The organism is Solidesulfovibrio sp. (assembly GCF_029978005.1).
In the GTDB taxonomy this organism is placed as follows: domain Bacteria; phylum Desulfobacterota; class Desulfovibrionia; order Desulfovibrionales; family Desulfovibrionaceae; genus Solidesulfovibrio.
Window position 1 is genome coordinate 1 of the sequence record NZ_JARKOZ010000165.1, and the last position, 15,552, is coordinate 15,552.

The following is a 15,552-nucleotide window of genomic DNA, read 5'->3' on the forward strand; positions in this document are numbered from 1 at the left end:
CAGGGGGCGACATCGCCTCATCGGAGGAGGAAAATCATGAGCGAGGTTTCAATCCGCGCCCCCGCGCAGGGGGCGACGGGCGTCACGACGGCCGAACTCGGCAAGATGCTGGTTTCAATCCGCGCCCCCGCGCAGGGGGCGACCCTGGACGAGGTAGCTGTCCGGCCGCGCGTACGGGTTTCAATCCGCGCCCCCGCGCAGGGGGCGACGATCAAATGGATTTCATCCTCGATGAATATAAAACGTTTCAATCCGCGCCCCCGCGCAGGGGGCGACTCCACCCGCTCCATGCCCAGGTTCGCGAACAGGCTGTTTCAATCCGCGCCCCCGCGCAGGGGGCGACAACCTCCCTGGACCGGGACATTCGGGACGCTTCCAAGTTTCAATCCGCGCCCCCGCGCAGGGGGCGACTGGGGCTGGCCGGGTGGAACATGCCCGCCCGGCGGTTTCAATCCGCGCCCCCGCGCAGGGGGCGACGTCTTGACGCCCACGCAAAACGACGCGTTCGAGGTTTCAATCCGCGCCCCCGCGCAGGGGGCGACGGGAGGCCCTCAATGGCTAGACGATCCAGCAAGGGTTTCAATCCGCGCCCCCGCGCAGGGGGCGACGAGGGGAACAGGTACAGCACGCCCACGATGGGGAGTTTCAATCCGCGCCCCCGCGCAGGGGGCGACGCGCCACGTCCTTTTGCTTTTCGGCGTGCTCAAGTTTCAATCCGCGCCCCCGCGCAGGGGGCGACTCGGTGACGAACGAAAACAACCGCACCAGACAGAGGTTTCAATCCGCGCCCCCGCGCAGGGGGCGACTCGCAGCCCCGCAGGGCCGTGTTGATGCCCGTGACGTTTCAATCCGCGCCCCCGCGCAGGGGGCGACCGCATTGCTGGATTTCATCCAGCACCACGTCCTGGTTTCAATCCGCGCCCCCGCGCAGGGGGCGACAAGTAGAACCCGCACCAGCGGCAGCGGTACGCGTAGTTTCAATCCGCGCCCCCGCGCAGGGGGCGACCTTCCTCGAGGCGTTGCACGGTCACGTCCACGATGTTTCAATCCGCGCCCCCGCGCAGGGGGCGACGGCGGTTGATGAGGTGCTTGGAGACCGGCATGCCGTTTCAATCCGCGCCCCCGCGCAGGGGGCGACTATACGGAGGGAATCTGGATCCTGTTGTCCAGCAGTTTCAATCCGCGCCCCCGCGCAGGGGGCGACTTCGAGGCCTGGGGCAAGGCCTCGCAGTGGGTCCAGTTTCAATCCGCGCCCCCGCGCAGGGGGCGACGGCCGGACGCGCAGTCAAGGCACGACGGGCTTTCCCGGCCTTGAGACCGCGAACCGGCGAAAACAAAGTATCCCTTCCTCCTTTTTCAGAGAACTGAAAGAATAACAGACTATTCTTGTTTATGTTCTACCTGTGCGAACCTCCCGGGACTCCCGCGCCCGCTTCCGGTTCGCACAGACTACACGATAAGAGGCCCCTCGGGATCGAGGGAAGGTTTCGCCCCGACATGCTCCACACGCCCGCGCCAGTTCGCGCCCAGATAATAGAAACGCAGGCTGTCCTTCTCCTCGTCGATCAGCCCCACGAGCCGATGCCGCAGCCGCTCCCATTGCCCCGGATCGACAACGCACTCGAACACCGAAAATTGCACGCGTTGCCCGAAATCCTTGCACGCCTTGGCCACACGCCGCAGCCGCCCCGCGCCGCCCGCGTCGGACGTCGCGACATCATAACTCACAAGCACCATCATGGATCACTTCCACAAATACGGCGGATAGCCGTCCAGATCGCCCCGCAAATGGCGCGCGAAAAGCAGCGCCTGCGTATGGAACAACAGACCGATCGGCATCTTCTCCCGCAAAAAAGGGTGCTCGACCACATCCTGCTTGCGTTCCTGATAGGCCACGAGCACCTCCTTGCGCGTCGGGTCGTCCATGACCACGGCCCCGCTCTCCAGCCGCTTGAATCCCCTCCCCTTGACCTTCCCCAGATTGATCAGCGTCAAGGCCAGCCGGTCCGCGAAAAACGGCCGGAACTCCTCCATGAGGTCCAGCGCCAGCCCCGGCCGGCCCGGCCTGTCCCGATGCAGGAACCCCACGGCCGGATCGAGCCCTGTGGTCTCCAGCGCCGCGCGCACGTCATGGGCTAGAAGCGTGTAGAGAAACGACAGCAGGCAATTGACCGGATCGAGGGGCGGACGGCGGTTGCGGCCGGCAAAGGCGAAATCGCCCTTGCCCGCAACGATCAGGTGGTCGAAGACGCCGTAATAAGCATGGGCCGCGTCGCCTTCGATCCCCCGCGCAGCATCGAGGGGTATGTCCGTTTGCAAGCGTTCCAGATGCTGCGAAAGGCGGTCGATGGCCTGCCCGATCGCCTCGGCCTCGATCTTGCCGCCGTGGTCGCGAAGGGCCCGGCGCAAGACGGCGCGCGAGTTGGCCAGCTTGCCCGCAAGGAAAAAACGGGCCAAGTCCGCGGACGCCGCCGGGTCGTCGGCCAGGCGGTATTGCCGACGCCGCAACAGCACGTTGCCCGACGCCGGCCCCTGCACGCTGGCCAAAAACCGGCCGTGCTCCGTAAGAAAGCTCACGGAGACGCCGTTTGCGGCGCAGTGCCCAAGCAGAAACGGACTCGCCGAAACCTGCCCGAAACAGACCACGCCTTCGAGGGTGTGGATGGGCAGGCGCAGCTTGACCGTGTCCTCGACCTTGAGCGCCAGCGTCTCCCCGTCCTTGAACAGGTATGTGCCTTGCGTGGTGACGAAAAGCGTATTGAGATGGCGTTTCATGGTTCCTCGACGGCTTGTCGCAGATAGACGCGCGCCGAGCGTTTGCCGCCGCAGGCCTGCGGCAGGCACGTCGCCTCGAGCGAACAGGAGCGGCAGCGTTTTTCGTAGCGGGCCTGCGGCGTCCGCCCGGCCGCGATGAAGGCGTGCAGGTCGGCGCAGGCCACGCGCGTGGTTTCGCGCAGGGTCGCGTCGAAGGCCACGGCCAGACGTCGCCGCGTGCGGCCGTAGAAAACCGCCCCGGCCTCGATGCGCCGCGACAGCATTTCCTCCAGGCAAAGCGCCTGCGCGCACAGCTGCACCGTGTCGCAGGCGTCGGCCTTGGGCTGGCCGAGCTTGTATTCCACGGGGAAAACGATTTCCCCCTCCGCGCCCTCGTGGAATTCCACCACGTCGGCCACGCCGGAAAGGCCGAGTTCCATGGAGCGCAGGGGCACGGCCCGCGCGACGCGCACGCCGTCGCGGGACGCGTACCCCTGCTCGTGGGCCTTTTCGTGGAGGATGCCGCCCCGGACGGTGAAGGCGTTTTCGGCCCACACGCGTTCGATGTGGATCAGCGCGCACTGCCGCCGGCAGAAAAGCAGGTGCTGGAGCGCCGAAAGCGGGAGCAGCTCGTCCTCCGCGTACATGGCCGCCCCCCTACAGTTTCTCGATGAGCGTGACGCCCCCGGGCACGCCGGCCTTGTCCACGGTGACGGCGTAATCGGCAAAAGCCCGGGCTGGGGAATCCGGGTCCGTGGCCCGGGCGACGCCGACCAAGTCGAAGAGCTTTTGCGCCGGCGCGTTGCCCAGGGCCGAATCGTGCTTGAAAACGACGAGCTTACGCGCGCTCATCTTGCCCCGTGCGGCCGAGTGGTCGTGGTCGAACATGCTGGCGAGCGCCTCCCACAAAAGGGCCAGATCGTCCTCGGAAAAGCCGGTCTGGGCGGCCAAGTGGGCGGAAACGAAGCCTTCGGCCCGGTAGAGGGCGTAGGGTACGATATGTTTGCGGCCCATGGTGCGGTTGTCGCCGGACTGGCTCTCGGCTTCTTTTTCCGTGGCCACGGCCATGCGGGTGATGCTCACTTCGAGCGGCACGATGGGTTCGATGCTGCGGGCGAAGTTGAGCTGCACAGGCCCTCTGACCTGGCCGCAGTTGTTTTCCTTAAGCGACATGACCGCGCCGAAGGTGCGCACGTCGTAGAAATGTGCGCACATCCAGTCCCGGGCCTCCTTGATGACATCGGCCTTCTTGCCGCCCTCCTTGGCCACGGCGGCGTGGGCGCGGCCCTGCACGGTGCCGAGCACGGCCTTTTCGCGCACGTAGATTTCAAAGGGATCGGTGTTGCCCTTGGCCAACTCCACGTAGTTGCGGATCTTGCGCTTGAGGCACACGTCGGTGACGAGGCCGTAGCTCGTTTCCGGGTCCAGGCGCGGCATGTTGCCGGCGTCAGGGTCGCCGTTGGGGTTGCCGTTTTCCACGTCGAACAGGAAGACGAATTCGTGGCGATTGCGGACGGGTTCGCTCATGGCCTAGGCCTCCCCTTCGGTTTTTCCGGTTTTTTTGTAGTTTTCGCGGCGCTGGTGGTAGTAGCCCAGGGCGAACATGCCTTGTTCGTCGAGGTTCAAGTGTTTGGGGAAGGCTTGGATGCCGTCGAGGATTTCCTCGATGCGCCGGTCGGAGACGAGGCCGTACTCGGCTTTTTCAATATGATGCTGGGCTAGGCGCATGAGCTGCGGAAACACGGACGCAGGCGTAGCCGAGGCCGAGCCGTAGTAGCGGTCGCGGATGGTGGTGTTGGCACCGGGTATGGCTTCCTGTTGCGCCTTTTCCAGGACGGCGAAGAGCCGTCCGAGCCTGTAGCCTATATCGGGGGACGCGGAATCGAGACTCACGGACACCTCCTTTCTGGCATTTCGCACAAGATAGGCCTTAAGCATGGCCGCACGCAGGTAATCGACGGTCTGGTCGGCGCGTATGCGGCCGATGACTGCGGCCGGCAGACCGGCCGGATAGGGCTGGCCGGCGAGGATGGCGCGCATGAACGCCCCGGCCAGGGCCGGATTGACGTTCTTCAGGTCGTTTTGCGGCGAGATTTCCCGCAGCAGCCGCCACATGCCCGGGAATTCGGGCTCGTTGTCCCAGGTGCGCTCCAGGCGCAGGTCGGCGAAGTGCCGCCCCACCGTGCCGCATGCGCCTTCCACGGTGTCGCGGTGCCAGAAGCGCACGGACAGCCGCGAGGCGTTGGGGGCCAGCCCCAGGACGTAGAAGCCGTTGTCGTATTCCGTTTCGTCGAAATCCGGCTTCTTTCCGTCCCGGATCGCTTCCAGGAACAGCCGCAGCCGCAGCGCGTCGGTCAGGCCGTCCCCGGATTCGGGGTCCAGCACCTGCCCCATGAAGGTTTCCACCTGCGAGGGCCGTTCGGTCCAGAACACGGTCGTGGCGTCGCCGATCTGCACGCGCTGGCGACTGCCCTTGCGCAGCAGGTGGTTGAGCGCCGTGGCGTAGGCAAAGGCGGCGGGTTCGCCGACCGGCGCGTTGTAGCTTTGCTCCTTGGCGTAGGAGGTGAACGACTCCTGGTTGAAGGAGACCAGCGACGCGCCCGAGGATTGGGCGTCTCGCACGCCCTTTATGCTCGGGTGCAGCCGGGCCAGCGGCGCGTCCCGGCCGGTGACCAGGCACATGCCGCGCGGCCCGGTCGATGCGGCGGCGCGACGCCGCAGCCAGGCCTCGCGCACGGCCGGGCGTTCGTGAACGAAACGCCGCTCGCCTTCCAGGCGGAAGACGAGGTTGGCGGCCTTGGCCATGTCCTCCCAGTGGGGCAGTCCCGGCGCATCGGCCGGGTTCCAGGCGTCCAGGAAGCGCAGCACGGCGGCCATGCCGGCGTCGTCCAGGCCGTCGCCGATTTCGTGGCACAGGGCCTTGAAGGCTTCGAAGGTCTTGGCCGAGCGTTCGGGTTTGCCCTTTTCGTCGGCTCCGAGCACGTAGCCGGTATTGTCCCAGAGGAAGTTGGCGGCGATGCCCACCGAGCGCTTGACCGCCTCGGGCACGACGAGTTCCGCGGGGACGAGCTTCTTGCCGTCCTGGCGGCGCAGGTCGAGGACGCCGGCCAGAGCGCCGTCCGGGGCGAGGTTCAGGGCGAAGTGGATTTTCTGCCGCGAGAAGCCGGAAAGCGGCATCTCACTTTCCTCTTCCTGGCAGCGCCGTTCGTAGTAGTCGGCAAGGGCGGTGAGGATCATGCCGTGGCCTCCGCGAACGGCGGCACGGTGAGGATGCCGTTTTGCAGGCGCGCCCGGAAAAACCGGGGCGTCATGTCGCGGGCGAAGTCGATGTCGTGGAGCATAAATCCCAGGTCCTTGTCCCGGTCGGCCTGGGGCAGGCCGGTTTGGGGCGCGTCGCCGTCCAGCCATTCGAAGGCGGCCGGGAATTCGCGACAGCCGAGGTAGGGCTGGTGGAAGCACTGACCCTTGCGCGCGCGGCGTTCGAACATTTCCTTGTGCTTGGCGGTGTTGGCGTCGCCGCCCTTGACGTCGAAGTGGGCGTCTATGACGTACGCGACGTCGCGCAGCACCAATGCGGCGCGCTGCTGCCGGTCTTCTTCGATGAAGACCGCGGGCGGGCTGCCGCCTTTCATGGCGGACCTGACATTGCCGTAGGGCATTTTGCCGCCGAGTTCGTTGCGGCGTATGGTGGTGAAGCGGATGGGGGAAAGGACGTGTATGCGGTCGACGACCCAGGTGATTTCCGGTTTCCAGTAGACGGCTTCCAGTATGCCGCGCGCTGCGGACGGCGTCATGACGTCGTAGGACACGCGCTCGGACTTCATTTCCGGCCGAGTGAAGCAGGCGTAGTCGCCTCGCACCATGAGACCGACGCCAAAGGCCATTTCTACCTCCTTATTTACAACAAATAAATTAATTATTTAAACAAATTCCTCCTTCTGGCCCTGACATCGAGAAGTCAGGGCCATGCCATACAATACGCTGTGCGCGTGATTGTTTCAATCCACGCCCCAAAACTGGAGCGACATTCAACACCTAAAGTTTCAACCCTCGTCTCTGCACGCAAGCCATCACTATGGGCTGAGCTTATTTAGCTCCCCACAAATTATTTTTTTACCCCCGCTTAGGGGGCATTGAATTAACGCAGCACAAAATATCAATTCAAAATAGAGAATTCAAACATCTTAGCTTGGTTACCCCAAGGACAGGTGCCAGCCTATCTCGACTAGAAAAATTAAACAAGCACCACAGAAGACATTATAATATTGATTTTATTTATGTATTTTAGATTAGCGCAAAAGAATATTCAATCAGGCTAAAGCGTTTGTTAGCATTGACAAACAGCCCTTCAACCAGTTACTCCCCACATAGAGGTTTACCGAAATCGCTAAATAGATACAACAACAGAAGGAGAGATGTATGCCGCCGCCAAACCGACGAGCGCCGAGGCGGAAAGCCGAGGGTCGGCGCGACGACAGAAATGAACAAGGGGAAACGCAGTCCCGCCAAGAACTAACCGTTTCCCCTTGCCCTGCTTGCCCAGTCCCGGCGTGGCGGAACTGGTTCACGCACCGACCTTGGACGTCGGAGGTGATGCGGTAGCACCGTAGCCTTGCGGGTTCGAATCCCGCCGCCGGGACCATTTTTATCCTATCCCCGATATATCAGCAACAACGGAATAGGACTCTATCATCGTATCCACTCCTCCGCCCGGAACGCCCCGCCGTCCTCGATGGCAAGCCCCTCCTGCGCGTCGTAGCGCGCCATGTCGCGCAGCACGTAAAACCGCTCCCGCAGACATTCGAGCGCGCCCGCCTGTTCCAGAGCCGCGAACTCCCGGGGCGGTATCTGCACCGTGTAGCGCTGGGCGCGCCGGGCCAGCCGGCCCGTGTGCTCCGCGTGTTCAAGACCGTCCACGATCCGCGCCCCCTCCGCGTCCCAAGGGACAATCACCGGCCGGTACGTGTTCTCAATAAACGCGAACAATTCCGAAACCTCGCGAAGCGGCAGATTCGCCCGGGCGTCCATGGCCCGCAGCCGCTCCAAAATCCCCTTGGCGTCCAACCGGTCCGCCCCCTCCGACCAGTACAGCGTCCGGAAATAGTCCTCCACCGCCGCCGGCGACAACACGTCCGCATGCCGCCGCATGACTTCCGCCCCCACCTGGGCCGCGCGGCTCATTTCCCCCTTGGGCGGCGGCGTGTCCTGCGCCTCGAACACGTACACAACGCCGCCCCCGGGCAGCTCCCCCTCGCGGTTGCAGCGCCCGCCCGCCTGGGCCACGGCATCGACGCCCGCAGCGGCGCGGTAGACCACCGGAAAGCTCACATCGACCCCACACTCGATGAGCTGCGTGCTCACCACGCGGCACGGCGCACCTGCCTGGAGCGCCTTGCGGATCGCTTCGAGCTTTTCAGTGCGGTGCGCCGGACACATGGAGGCGCTTAAATGAAACACGCCTTCCGCCTCGCCGAGGCCCCGGCGCAACAGCCGCGCATGACGGCGCGTATTGACCACACACAGCACCTGCCTGTGCCCCGCGAGCCGCTCGAGCAGCGCCGCATCGGTCAGCCGGCCCAGATGCTCCACGCGCGTGCGCTTCAGCGCCGTGAAAAGCCCTGGCATGTCGCGCACGATTTCCCGGGGCGCATCCAGGCCGCAAGGGAACTCGGCCGATTTCTCGAGCGCCGGCTGGGTGGCCGTACACAAAACGACCGTCGTGCCGTAATGTTCGTAGAGCTCGCGCAACGCCTCGAGACACGGCCGCAAAACGGCCGGCGGCAGCATCTGCGCCTCGTCCAGGATGACGACGCTGCGCGCGATGTTGTGCAGCTTGCGGCACTTCGAGGAACGGGCGGCGAAAAGCGACTCGAAAAACTGCACGCTGGTGGTCACGACCAGCCGCGCATCCCAGTTCTCGCAGGCAAGCTCCAAGCGCCGGGCCAACGTCTCGTCGCCGGCCGGCTCGGGGGCGTCCGCATGCGAACCTTTTTTCCGCCAGGGATCGAAATTGCTGTGGTGCTCGACCACGACGCCCTCACCAAGGGCCTTGCGGAACACGTCGGCGTTCTGCTCGATGATGCTCGTATAGGGAATGACGTAGATGACCCGCTCCAGGCCATGCGTGGCGGCGTGCTCCAGAGCGAAGGCCAGGGAGGAAAGCGTCTTGCCGCCGCCGGTGGGCACGGTCAGAGAAAAAAGCCCGGGCTCTTCCCGCGCGGCATCGCAGCACCACGCAAGCACCTTCGCCCGCCAGGGATCGACCGGAGAGGGATGCGCCTTATGCGCAAATCCGGCCAGATGTGCCCGCAACCGCTCGCGAAGCGTGTCCACGGGCGGATATTCGCCCCGCAGCGTGCTTTGCCCCTTGTTGAGGAATTCCTCGGTATCGAGAAAATCCGCGTCCACCAGGCAGGAATAGAGCATGCGGATGAAAAACGCCCAGCCGAAGCCCATCCGCTTGGGAGCAAAGGCAAATGGCGATTGCGTGGGCAAGGCGGCCTGCTTCAGCCACTGCGGCAGTTCAAGCAGGATGGCCCGTTCCAGGCGCTCGCTCAGGCAGGAGGGGTCATTGCTTTTGCCGTCTGCGAGGCCGGCGTGATGCCCAGCGATGGCGTAGGCCAGGATCTTACCGGCCTGCGGCGCAAGGTCCGCGGCCAGCTTGGCCCCGGCCGTGGAATGGTCCACCCGCTCGGCCCCTCCGGCAAGGCGGCGCTGAAATGCTTCCGTGTATTTACCGGCGTCGTGCAACAACCCGGCCGCATGGCCCCATGTGCCCGCACCGAAGGCGTCGGCGAACTTCGCAGCCCGCTTGGCCACGGCATGCAGGTGCTCGGGAAGCGTCTGCCACGCCTCCTGCGGCAGGCCAGCAACACTGTGAGCGTACCAATGACGTTCCTCGGGCATATCGGGCACCTCTACTACCCAAGCGATACAGCTAACATATGTCTCAACACCGCGAAACGCAACTCCCGTATCTTTTAACAAAATACCCGATAATGACTGCGCCCCGCGCGAGGGCAAAAATTCAAGCGACGGCAGGCGGGTATGCTATGCAGTATCCGATCTTCAACGACAGACAACTTCGGACAAGAGGATGCCGTGCCCGGACTATCGCCGAAAGAGACTCGGATTTTACATGGTCTCCAAACGGGCACGCCTTAACGAGGGTGCGAACCAGCAAAGTCCATCACGCGACGATTACTAGGTCGTCCCCGGGAAAGGGCAAAAGGAAGCAAACTCTGCCTATGAGCTGTCTCATAATTCCAAACCGGGGGACATACGGGGGACAAAATCCCCACCCAACGCAAAAGGGGCTGGACCCATTCAGTCCAACCCCTTGATTTTTATGGTGCTCCCGGCGCGATTCGAACGCACGGCCTATCGCTTAGGAGGCGATCGCTCTATCCTACTGAGCTACGGGAGCACGGCGGCGCATGAAACGATGTTCATACTTCTTTTATACTTACGCCCAATCCGATTCGGTCTCGAAAATCAACTACGTGAAATACTTAGCTGTTTTCAAGCGCCGAATTCTGTCGGCGAACGCTCCCGCAAAAAGAGCGCCGATTGACGCGCGACGAACAAACTTTACTATTTGCCGCACGGACGCTTGTCAAGAAACCGGCAGGCCTTCGTTGACGGCAAGACCCCGCCGCGCGACGGAAACGCCGCCCAGCCGCCTGGACGTCAAGGCGGAAGGATCAGGTTTACACCGGACGCGAACGGCGTATAACAGGCAATATCGCCCAAACGCCCAAAACCGGAAACCCGGAGACCCCAAGCGCCACCTGGAACGGCAAAAACGACTATGCCGCCAGCCAACACGCAGGAGTTCACCATGCAAAAACGCTTCCTCGCGCCCCTGACCGCCGCACTCATGGTCCTGGCCTGGACCTCCATGGCCGCCGCCCGCATCCCCCTGCCCGACATCACCGAGCTCGTGGACAAGGACGGACCCGCCGTGGTCAACATCTCCACCACCAAGACCGCCAAGGCCCAAGAGGGCATGCGCGACCTCTTCGAGCAGTTCCACAACCGCCGCGGCGGCCCCATGGACGATTTCTTCGACCAGTTCGAAAAATTCTTCGGCCCCCAGGGCAAGGGCGGCGGCAAGCCCCATAAGCAGCGCTCCATGGGCTCGGGCTTCGTCATCTCCGCCGACGGCTACATCGTGACCAACAACCACGTCGTCGACAACGCCGACGAGGTCAAGGTCCAGTTCAGGAACAACGAAAAGCCGCTCACCGCCAAGATCATCGGCCGCGACCCCGAAACCGACCTGGCCCTGCTCAAGATCGACGGCAAGTCCAACCTGCCCTACCTGGAGTTCGGCGACTCCGGCAAGGTCAAGGTCGGCGAATGGGTGCTGGCCATCGGCAACCCCTTCGGCCTGGAAAACACCGTCACCCTCGGCATCGTCAGCGCCAAGGGACGCATCATCGGAGCCGGCCCCTTCGACAACTTCATCCAGACCGACGCCTCCATCAACCCCGGCAACTCCGGCGGCCCGCTGATCGACCTCGACGGCAAGGTCGTGGGCATCAACACCGCCATCGTGGCCTCGGGCCAGGGCATCGGCTTCGCCATCCCCTCCGGCATGGCGAAAGACGTCATCGCCCAGCTGCGCGAAGGCAAGTCCGTCAAGCGCGGCTGGATCGGCGTCACCATCCAGGACATCGACGAGAACACCGCCAAGGCCCTGGGCCTGGACAACACCAAGGGCGCGCTGGTCACCTCCGTGCTCGAAGGCCAGCCCGCGGCCAAGGCCGGCATCAAGACCGGAGACGTCATCACCGCCGTGGCCGGCGACAAGGTGGAGAACACCAACGAACTGCTGCGCCGCATCGCCTCCCTCAAGCCCGGCCAGTCCACGGAAATGACCCTGGTGCGCAAGGGCTCCCCGGTCACGGTCTCCGTGACGCTGGGCGAACGCGACGCGAAAAAGCTCGCCCAGCAGGGCGGCCCCGGCGAGGACGGCGGCGACGAGGCCGGACCGGCCGACGCCGAGGCCAAAAGCATCGGGCTCACCCTGCGCGCCGTCGCCGCCCGCGAGGCCAGGGCCCTGGGCATGGACAAGCCCCGCGGTGTGCTGGTAACGGAAGTGGAAGACGGCTCCGAGGCCGAACAGTCCGACGTGCGCCCCGGCGACGTCGTGTTCGAAGTCAACCAGCGGGCGGTCAACTCTCCCGAGGAATTCAAGAAGGCGGTGGCCGAGGACGGCAAGGCCAAGGGCGTGGTGATGCTCCAGATCAAGCGCCAGCGCCAGACCGTCTTCCGGACCGTGCCGCTGACGGACACGAAATAACGCAACCCGGCCGGCGACGCGACGTCGCGTCGCCGGCCGCCCCAAGGCGCGCCATGGGCCTGATGCCGCACTGCGTCGAGGAAACCGCCATTCCCGTCCCCTGCAAGGTCAACCTGCGCCTTGCCGTTGGGCCGCGCCGGGCCGACGGCTACCACGACATCGAGACGCTCTTCCTCCCCCTGCCCGAACCGGCCGACGTCTTCTCCATCCGCCGCTTCGAAGGGCCGGGCGACATCGATTTCATGTGCTCCGACCCGGAGCTGGAAACCGACGACAACCTCGTCATGCGGGCCTACCGCGCCTACGCCGCGGCCACGGGACACGCCCCCCGCCTGGAAGTGATGCTCAAAAAGCGCATCCCGCACGGCGCGGGCCTGGGCGGCGGCTCCTCGGACGCGGCCGCCATGCTGTGCTACCTGAACGAACGCGCCGGCGAGGCGACGCTCGGCGCCGACGCCTTGGGCCGCCTGGCCCTGGCCCTCGGGGCCGACGTGCCCTTCTTCCTCCAGGACTCCCCGGCCCTGGCCACGGGCGTGGGCGAACGCCTCGTCCCCGTGGACGCGGGCCTTGGCGGCTGGCACGTGGTGGTCGCCTGCCCTCCCAGCCGGGTCAACACCGCCTGGGCCTACGCCGCCCTGGACGCCTCCCGGGCCTCGCCCGAAAAACCCGGGGCGCAGTGCTTGACAAGGGCTTTCGACGATAATAAAAAGCCCTTTTGCGTGACAGGAGCGCCCATGCGAAACGACTTCGAGTCCGTCGTTTTCGCCGCCCACCCGGAGATCGGGCGGGTCAAGGAACGCCTGCTGGCCTTCGGGGCGGCGGGCGCGCTTCTTTCCGGGACGGGTTCTGCGGTGTTCGGCCTTTTCCGCACGCGCCACGCCGCCGTGGTGGCCATGGCGCAGCTGTCGGGAAACGGACCCCGCGTCTTTCTCGCGTCGCTGTGATCCGCGCGCGGAGAGCCTGATTGCGTTTACGTCCGCCCCAGGGCGGACCGGCATGCTGGGGCGTCGCCAAGTTGGTAAGGCACGGGGTTTTGGTCCCCGCATTCGTGGGTTCGAGTCCTACCGCCCCAGCCATACACGAACCACCGTCCGCCCCAGGCGGAACGGCCGCCCGGCGCTTCCGGCGGCCCAAAGACTTCCGAGGCCCGGCATGGCGCAAGGCGATCTGAAAATCCTCACCGGCACGTCCAACCCCGTCCTGGCCGCCGCCATCTGCGACCACCTGGGCTGCACCCTGCTGCCGGCCAAGGTCGGCACCTTCAGCGACGGCGAGATCCGCGTCGAAATCGGCGCCAACGTGCGCGGCTGCGACATCTTCGTGGTCCAGTCCACCTCCTATCCGGTCAACTACAACCTGATGGAGCTGTGCCTGATCCTCGACGCCCTCAAGCGCGCCAGCGCCCAGCGCGTCACCGCCGTGGTGCCGTACTACGGCTACGCCCGCCAGGACCGCAAGGTCGCGCCCCGCGCCCCCATCTCCGCCAAGCTCGTGGCCGACTTCCTCACCGTGGCCGGCATGAACCGCCTGCTCACCATCGACCTGCACGCCGGCCAGATCCAGGGCTTTTTCAACCTGCCCGTGGACAACCTCTTTTCCGCGCCGATCATGGCCGAATACTTCAAGGAATTCCAGGGCCAGAACCTGTGCGTGGTCTCGCCCGACGCCGGCGGCGTGGAGCGGGCCCGGTCCTTTGCCAAACGCCTGGGCGGAAGCCTGGCCATCATCGACAAGCGACGCGACGCCCCCAACCAGGCGCAAGCCATGCACGTCATCGGCGACGTCAAGGACAAGCTCTGCGTGGTCCTCGACGACATGATCGACACCGCCGGCACCATGTGCCAGGCCGGCACCGTGCTGCTCGAAAACGGCGCGCGCGAGGTCATGGCCGCCGCCACCCACCCGGTGCTGTCCGGCCCGGCCATCGAGCGCCTGGAAGCCTCGCCCTTTTCCCAGATCGTGACCACCAACACGATCCCCCTAAACGACAAGGCCAAGGCCTGCGCCAAGATCAAGGTCCTGTCCATCGCCGGACTGCTGGCCAAGGCCATCCACAACATCCACACCGAGTCCTCGGTGAGCGTGCTGTTCACCTAGGGAGCGGCAAGCCGGACCGGAAATCATGTTTCGCCCCCGGGCGACAAGGAGATAGACGCTATGAAAGAGATGCAAACCCTGACCGTTTCGCCCCGCACGGGCATCGGCAAGGGCGCCAACAGGAAGCTTCGCGCCAAGGACCTGGTCCCGGGCGTCTACTACGACGCCGCCGGCGTCAACATCCCGGTCATGGTCGAGCACCTCCCCCTGGAAAAGCTCTATTCCAAGACCTCCTCCGCCCACGTCTTCCACCTCGAGATCGAGGGCGAAACCGGCAAGGAGACCAAGCCGGCCCTTGTTTGGAAGCTCCAGTACCATCCGACCAAAGCGCGCTTCACCCACGTGGACTTCTACGGCGTGGACCTGGAAAAGCCCATTCGCGTGCACATCCCCGTGGAGGTCGTTGGCAAGTCCAAGGGCCAGGTCAAGGGCGGCGCGCTGGAACTGCACCGCGAGTCCATCGAGGTGTCCTCCCTGCCCCTGTCCATTCCGGACAAGGTGGTCATCGACATCACCGAGCTCGACGTCAACGAGAGCGTGCAGGTGGCCGACCTGACCCTTCCCGAGGGCGTCACGGCCGTCTACGACGACAACTACGCCATCCTGGGCATCATCATGCCCGAGGTCGAGGCCGCGGCCCCCAGCGCCTAAGCGCGACGACCGACTCCAGGCGACCTTTCGGGCGGGGCGCGGCCGACGCGTCCCGCCTCTTTTTCCTTTGACGACGCAACCCCGGACGCACTGCTCATGGCCGTCACCGCGCTCATCGCCGGGCTTGGCAACCCGGGACCCCGCTACGCCGCCACCCGCCACAACTTCGGCTTCATGGCCGTGGACGCCCTTGTCGAGCGGGCCCGGGAGCTCGGCGGCGCGCCGCGGGCCGCCCTGTCCTCGCGAAAGGACATGGAGGCCGCGACCATCTCCCTGCCCGTGCTGCCCGGCGGGGCCTTCGCCCAGTTTTTGTGCGTCAAGCCGCTGACCTTCATGAACCTGAGCGGCCGGGCCGTGCGCGGAGCCATGGACTTCTACGGCCTGACCCCGGCCGACGTCCTGGTCGTCCACGACGAGCTCGACCTGCCGCTGGGGCGCATGCGGGCCAAGCGCGGCGGCGGCAACGCCGGCCACAACGGGCTCAAGTCCCTCACCCAGGAGCTGGGATCCGCGGACTTCATCCGCCTGCGCCTGGGCATCGGCCGGCCCGAACCCGGCCGGGACGTGGCCGGCTACGTGCTCGAACCCTTCCGGTCCGACGAGCTGGCCGTGGTGCGCCGGGTGCTGCCGGCGGCCGTGGAGGCCGTCATGACCTGTCTCGAGGACGGCCTCGAGGCGGCCATGCGCAAGGCCGGCGGCTTCGACGCCGCCGCCTCCTGATTCCGTTTCCCCCGCCCCGCGCG

General features: G+C 65.2%; 12 protein-coding genes, 3 tRNA genes and 1 CRISPR repeat array. Of the genes, 7 read left to right on the forward strand and 8 right to left on the reverse strand.

Translation table 11 applies throughout. The features are described 5' to 3' along the window. Positions 1–45: 45 nt before the first annotated feature. A CRISPR array of direct repeats spans positions 46–1,271; the repeat unit is 32 nt; unit sequence GTTTCAATCCGCGCCCCCGCGCAGGGGGCGAC. A 178-nt stretch (positions 1,272–1,449) separates the two neighbouring features. The 6 genes from cas2 to cas5c are packed head-to-tail and all read right to left on the reverse strand — an operon-like array spanning position 1,450 to position 6,638. Then, the gene (cas2, locus tag Q1K70_RS18180) at positions 1,450–1,740 is read right to left on the reverse strand and encodes a CRISPR-associated endonuclease Cas2 (protein WP_300162713.1); all 291 of its coding nucleotides are present in this window, start codon (positions 1,738–1,740) and stop codon (positions 1,450–1,452) included. A 3-nt stretch (positions 1,741–1,743) separates the two neighbouring features. Then, a complete protein-coding gene (cas1c, locus tag Q1K70_RS18185) occupies positions 1,744–2,775 on the reverse strand; it encodes a type I-C CRISPR-associated endonuclease Cas1c (RefSeq protein ID WP_300162716.1) in 1,032 nt (343 codons plus the stop codon). Next, positions 2,772–3,401: a CRISPR-associated protein Cas4 gene (cas4, locus tag Q1K70_RS18190; RefSeq protein WP_300162719.1), complete on the reverse strand. Its 630-nt coding sequence runs from the start codon at positions 3,399–3,401 to the stop codon at positions 2,772–2,774. The genes cas1c and cas4 overlap by 4 nt, the downstream gene beginning before the upstream one ends. A gap of 10 nt (positions 3,402–3,411) precedes the next feature. Further along, positions 3,412–4,281 (reverse strand): type I-C CRISPR-associated protein Cas7/Csd2, encoded by an 870-nt coding sequence (gene cas7c, locus Q1K70_RS18195; protein WP_300162722.1) that lies wholly within the window; start codon positions 4,279–4,281, stop codon positions 3,412–3,414. Positions 4,282–4,284: 3 nt separating this feature from the next. Beyond that, positions 4,285–5,991, reverse strand: a complete 1,707-nt coding sequence (cas8c, locus tag Q1K70_RS18200) for a type I-C CRISPR-associated protein Cas8c/Csd1 (protein ID WP_300162724.1) — start codon at positions 5,989–5,991, stop codon at positions 4,285–4,287. Continuing rightward, complete coding sequence (gene cas5c / locus Q1K70_RS18205; protein WP_300162727.1) at positions 5,988–6,638, reverse strand: type I-C CRISPR-associated protein Cas5c; 651 nt, start codon at positions 6,636–6,638, stop codon at positions 5,988–5,990. Before cas5c ends, cas8c begins: the two co-directional genes overlap by 4 nt. A 660-nt stretch (positions 6,639–7,298) precedes the next feature. Between cas5c and Q1K70_RS18210 the strand changes: the two genes are divergently transcribed. Beyond that, a tRNA-Pro gene (locus tag Q1K70_RS18210) sits at positions 7,299–7,396 on the forward strand. Positions 7,397–7,443: 47 nt separating this feature from the next. Here the strand turns inward: Q1K70_RS18210 and Q1K70_RS18215 are convergent. Both Q1K70_RS18215 and Q1K70_RS18220 read right to left on the reverse strand, forming a co-directional pair. Then, positions 7,444–9,660 carry a CRISPR-associated endonuclease Cas3'' gene (locus tag Q1K70_RS18215; RefSeq protein WP_300162729.1) on the reverse strand — a complete coding sequence of 739 codons (2,217 nt, stop codon included), beginning with the start codon at positions 9,658–9,660 and terminating at the stop codon, positions 7,444–7,446. A gap of 443 nt (positions 9,661–10,103) precedes the next feature. Further along, a tRNA-Arg gene (locus Q1K70_RS18220) sits at positions 10,104–10,180 on the reverse strand. Positions 10,181–10,594: 414 nt separating this feature from the next. Here Q1K70_RS18220 and Q1K70_RS18225 point away from each other — a divergent pair. The 6 genes from Q1K70_RS18225 (at position 10,595) to pth (ending at position 15,529) form a co-directional block, all read left to right on the forward strand. Further along, the gene (locus Q1K70_RS18225) at positions 10,595–12,061 is read left to right on the forward strand and encodes a DegQ family serine endoprotease (RefSeq protein WP_300162732.1); all 1,467 of its coding nucleotides are present in this window, start codon (positions 10,595–10,597) and stop codon (positions 12,059–12,061) included. Between the two features lie 53 nt (positions 12,062–12,114). Continuing rightward, complete coding sequence (gene ispE / locus Q1K70_RS18230; protein ID WP_300162735.1) at positions 12,115–13,005, forward strand: 4-(cytidine 5'-diphospho)-2-C-methyl-D-erythritol kinase; 891 nt, start codon at positions 12,115–12,117, stop codon at positions 13,003–13,005. A 56-nt stretch (positions 13,006–13,061) separates the two neighbouring features. Beyond that, positions 13,062–13,137 (forward strand) — tRNA-Gln (locus tag Q1K70_RS18235). A gap of 76 nt (positions 13,138–13,213) precedes the next feature. Continuing rightward, positions 13,214–14,158 (forward strand): ribose-phosphate pyrophosphokinase, encoded by a 945-nt coding sequence (locus Q1K70_RS18240; RefSeq protein WP_300162738.1) that lies wholly within the window; start codon positions 13,214–13,216, stop codon positions 14,156–14,158. Positions 14,159–14,218: 60 nt separating this feature from the next. Beyond that, on the forward strand, positions 14,219–14,809 hold the full coding sequence (locus Q1K70_RS18245) for a 50S ribosomal protein L25/general stress protein Ctc (RefSeq protein WP_300162741.1): 591 nt from the start codon (positions 14,219–14,221) through the stop codon (positions 14,807–14,809). Positions 14,810–14,905: 96 nt separating this feature from the next. Then, entirely contained in the window at positions 14,906–15,529 is a 624-nt protein-coding gene (pth, locus tag Q1K70_RS18250; protein ID WP_300162744.1) for an aminoacyl-tRNA hydrolase, read from the forward strand. The last annotated feature ends 23 nt before the right edge of the window (positions 15,530–15,552 follow it).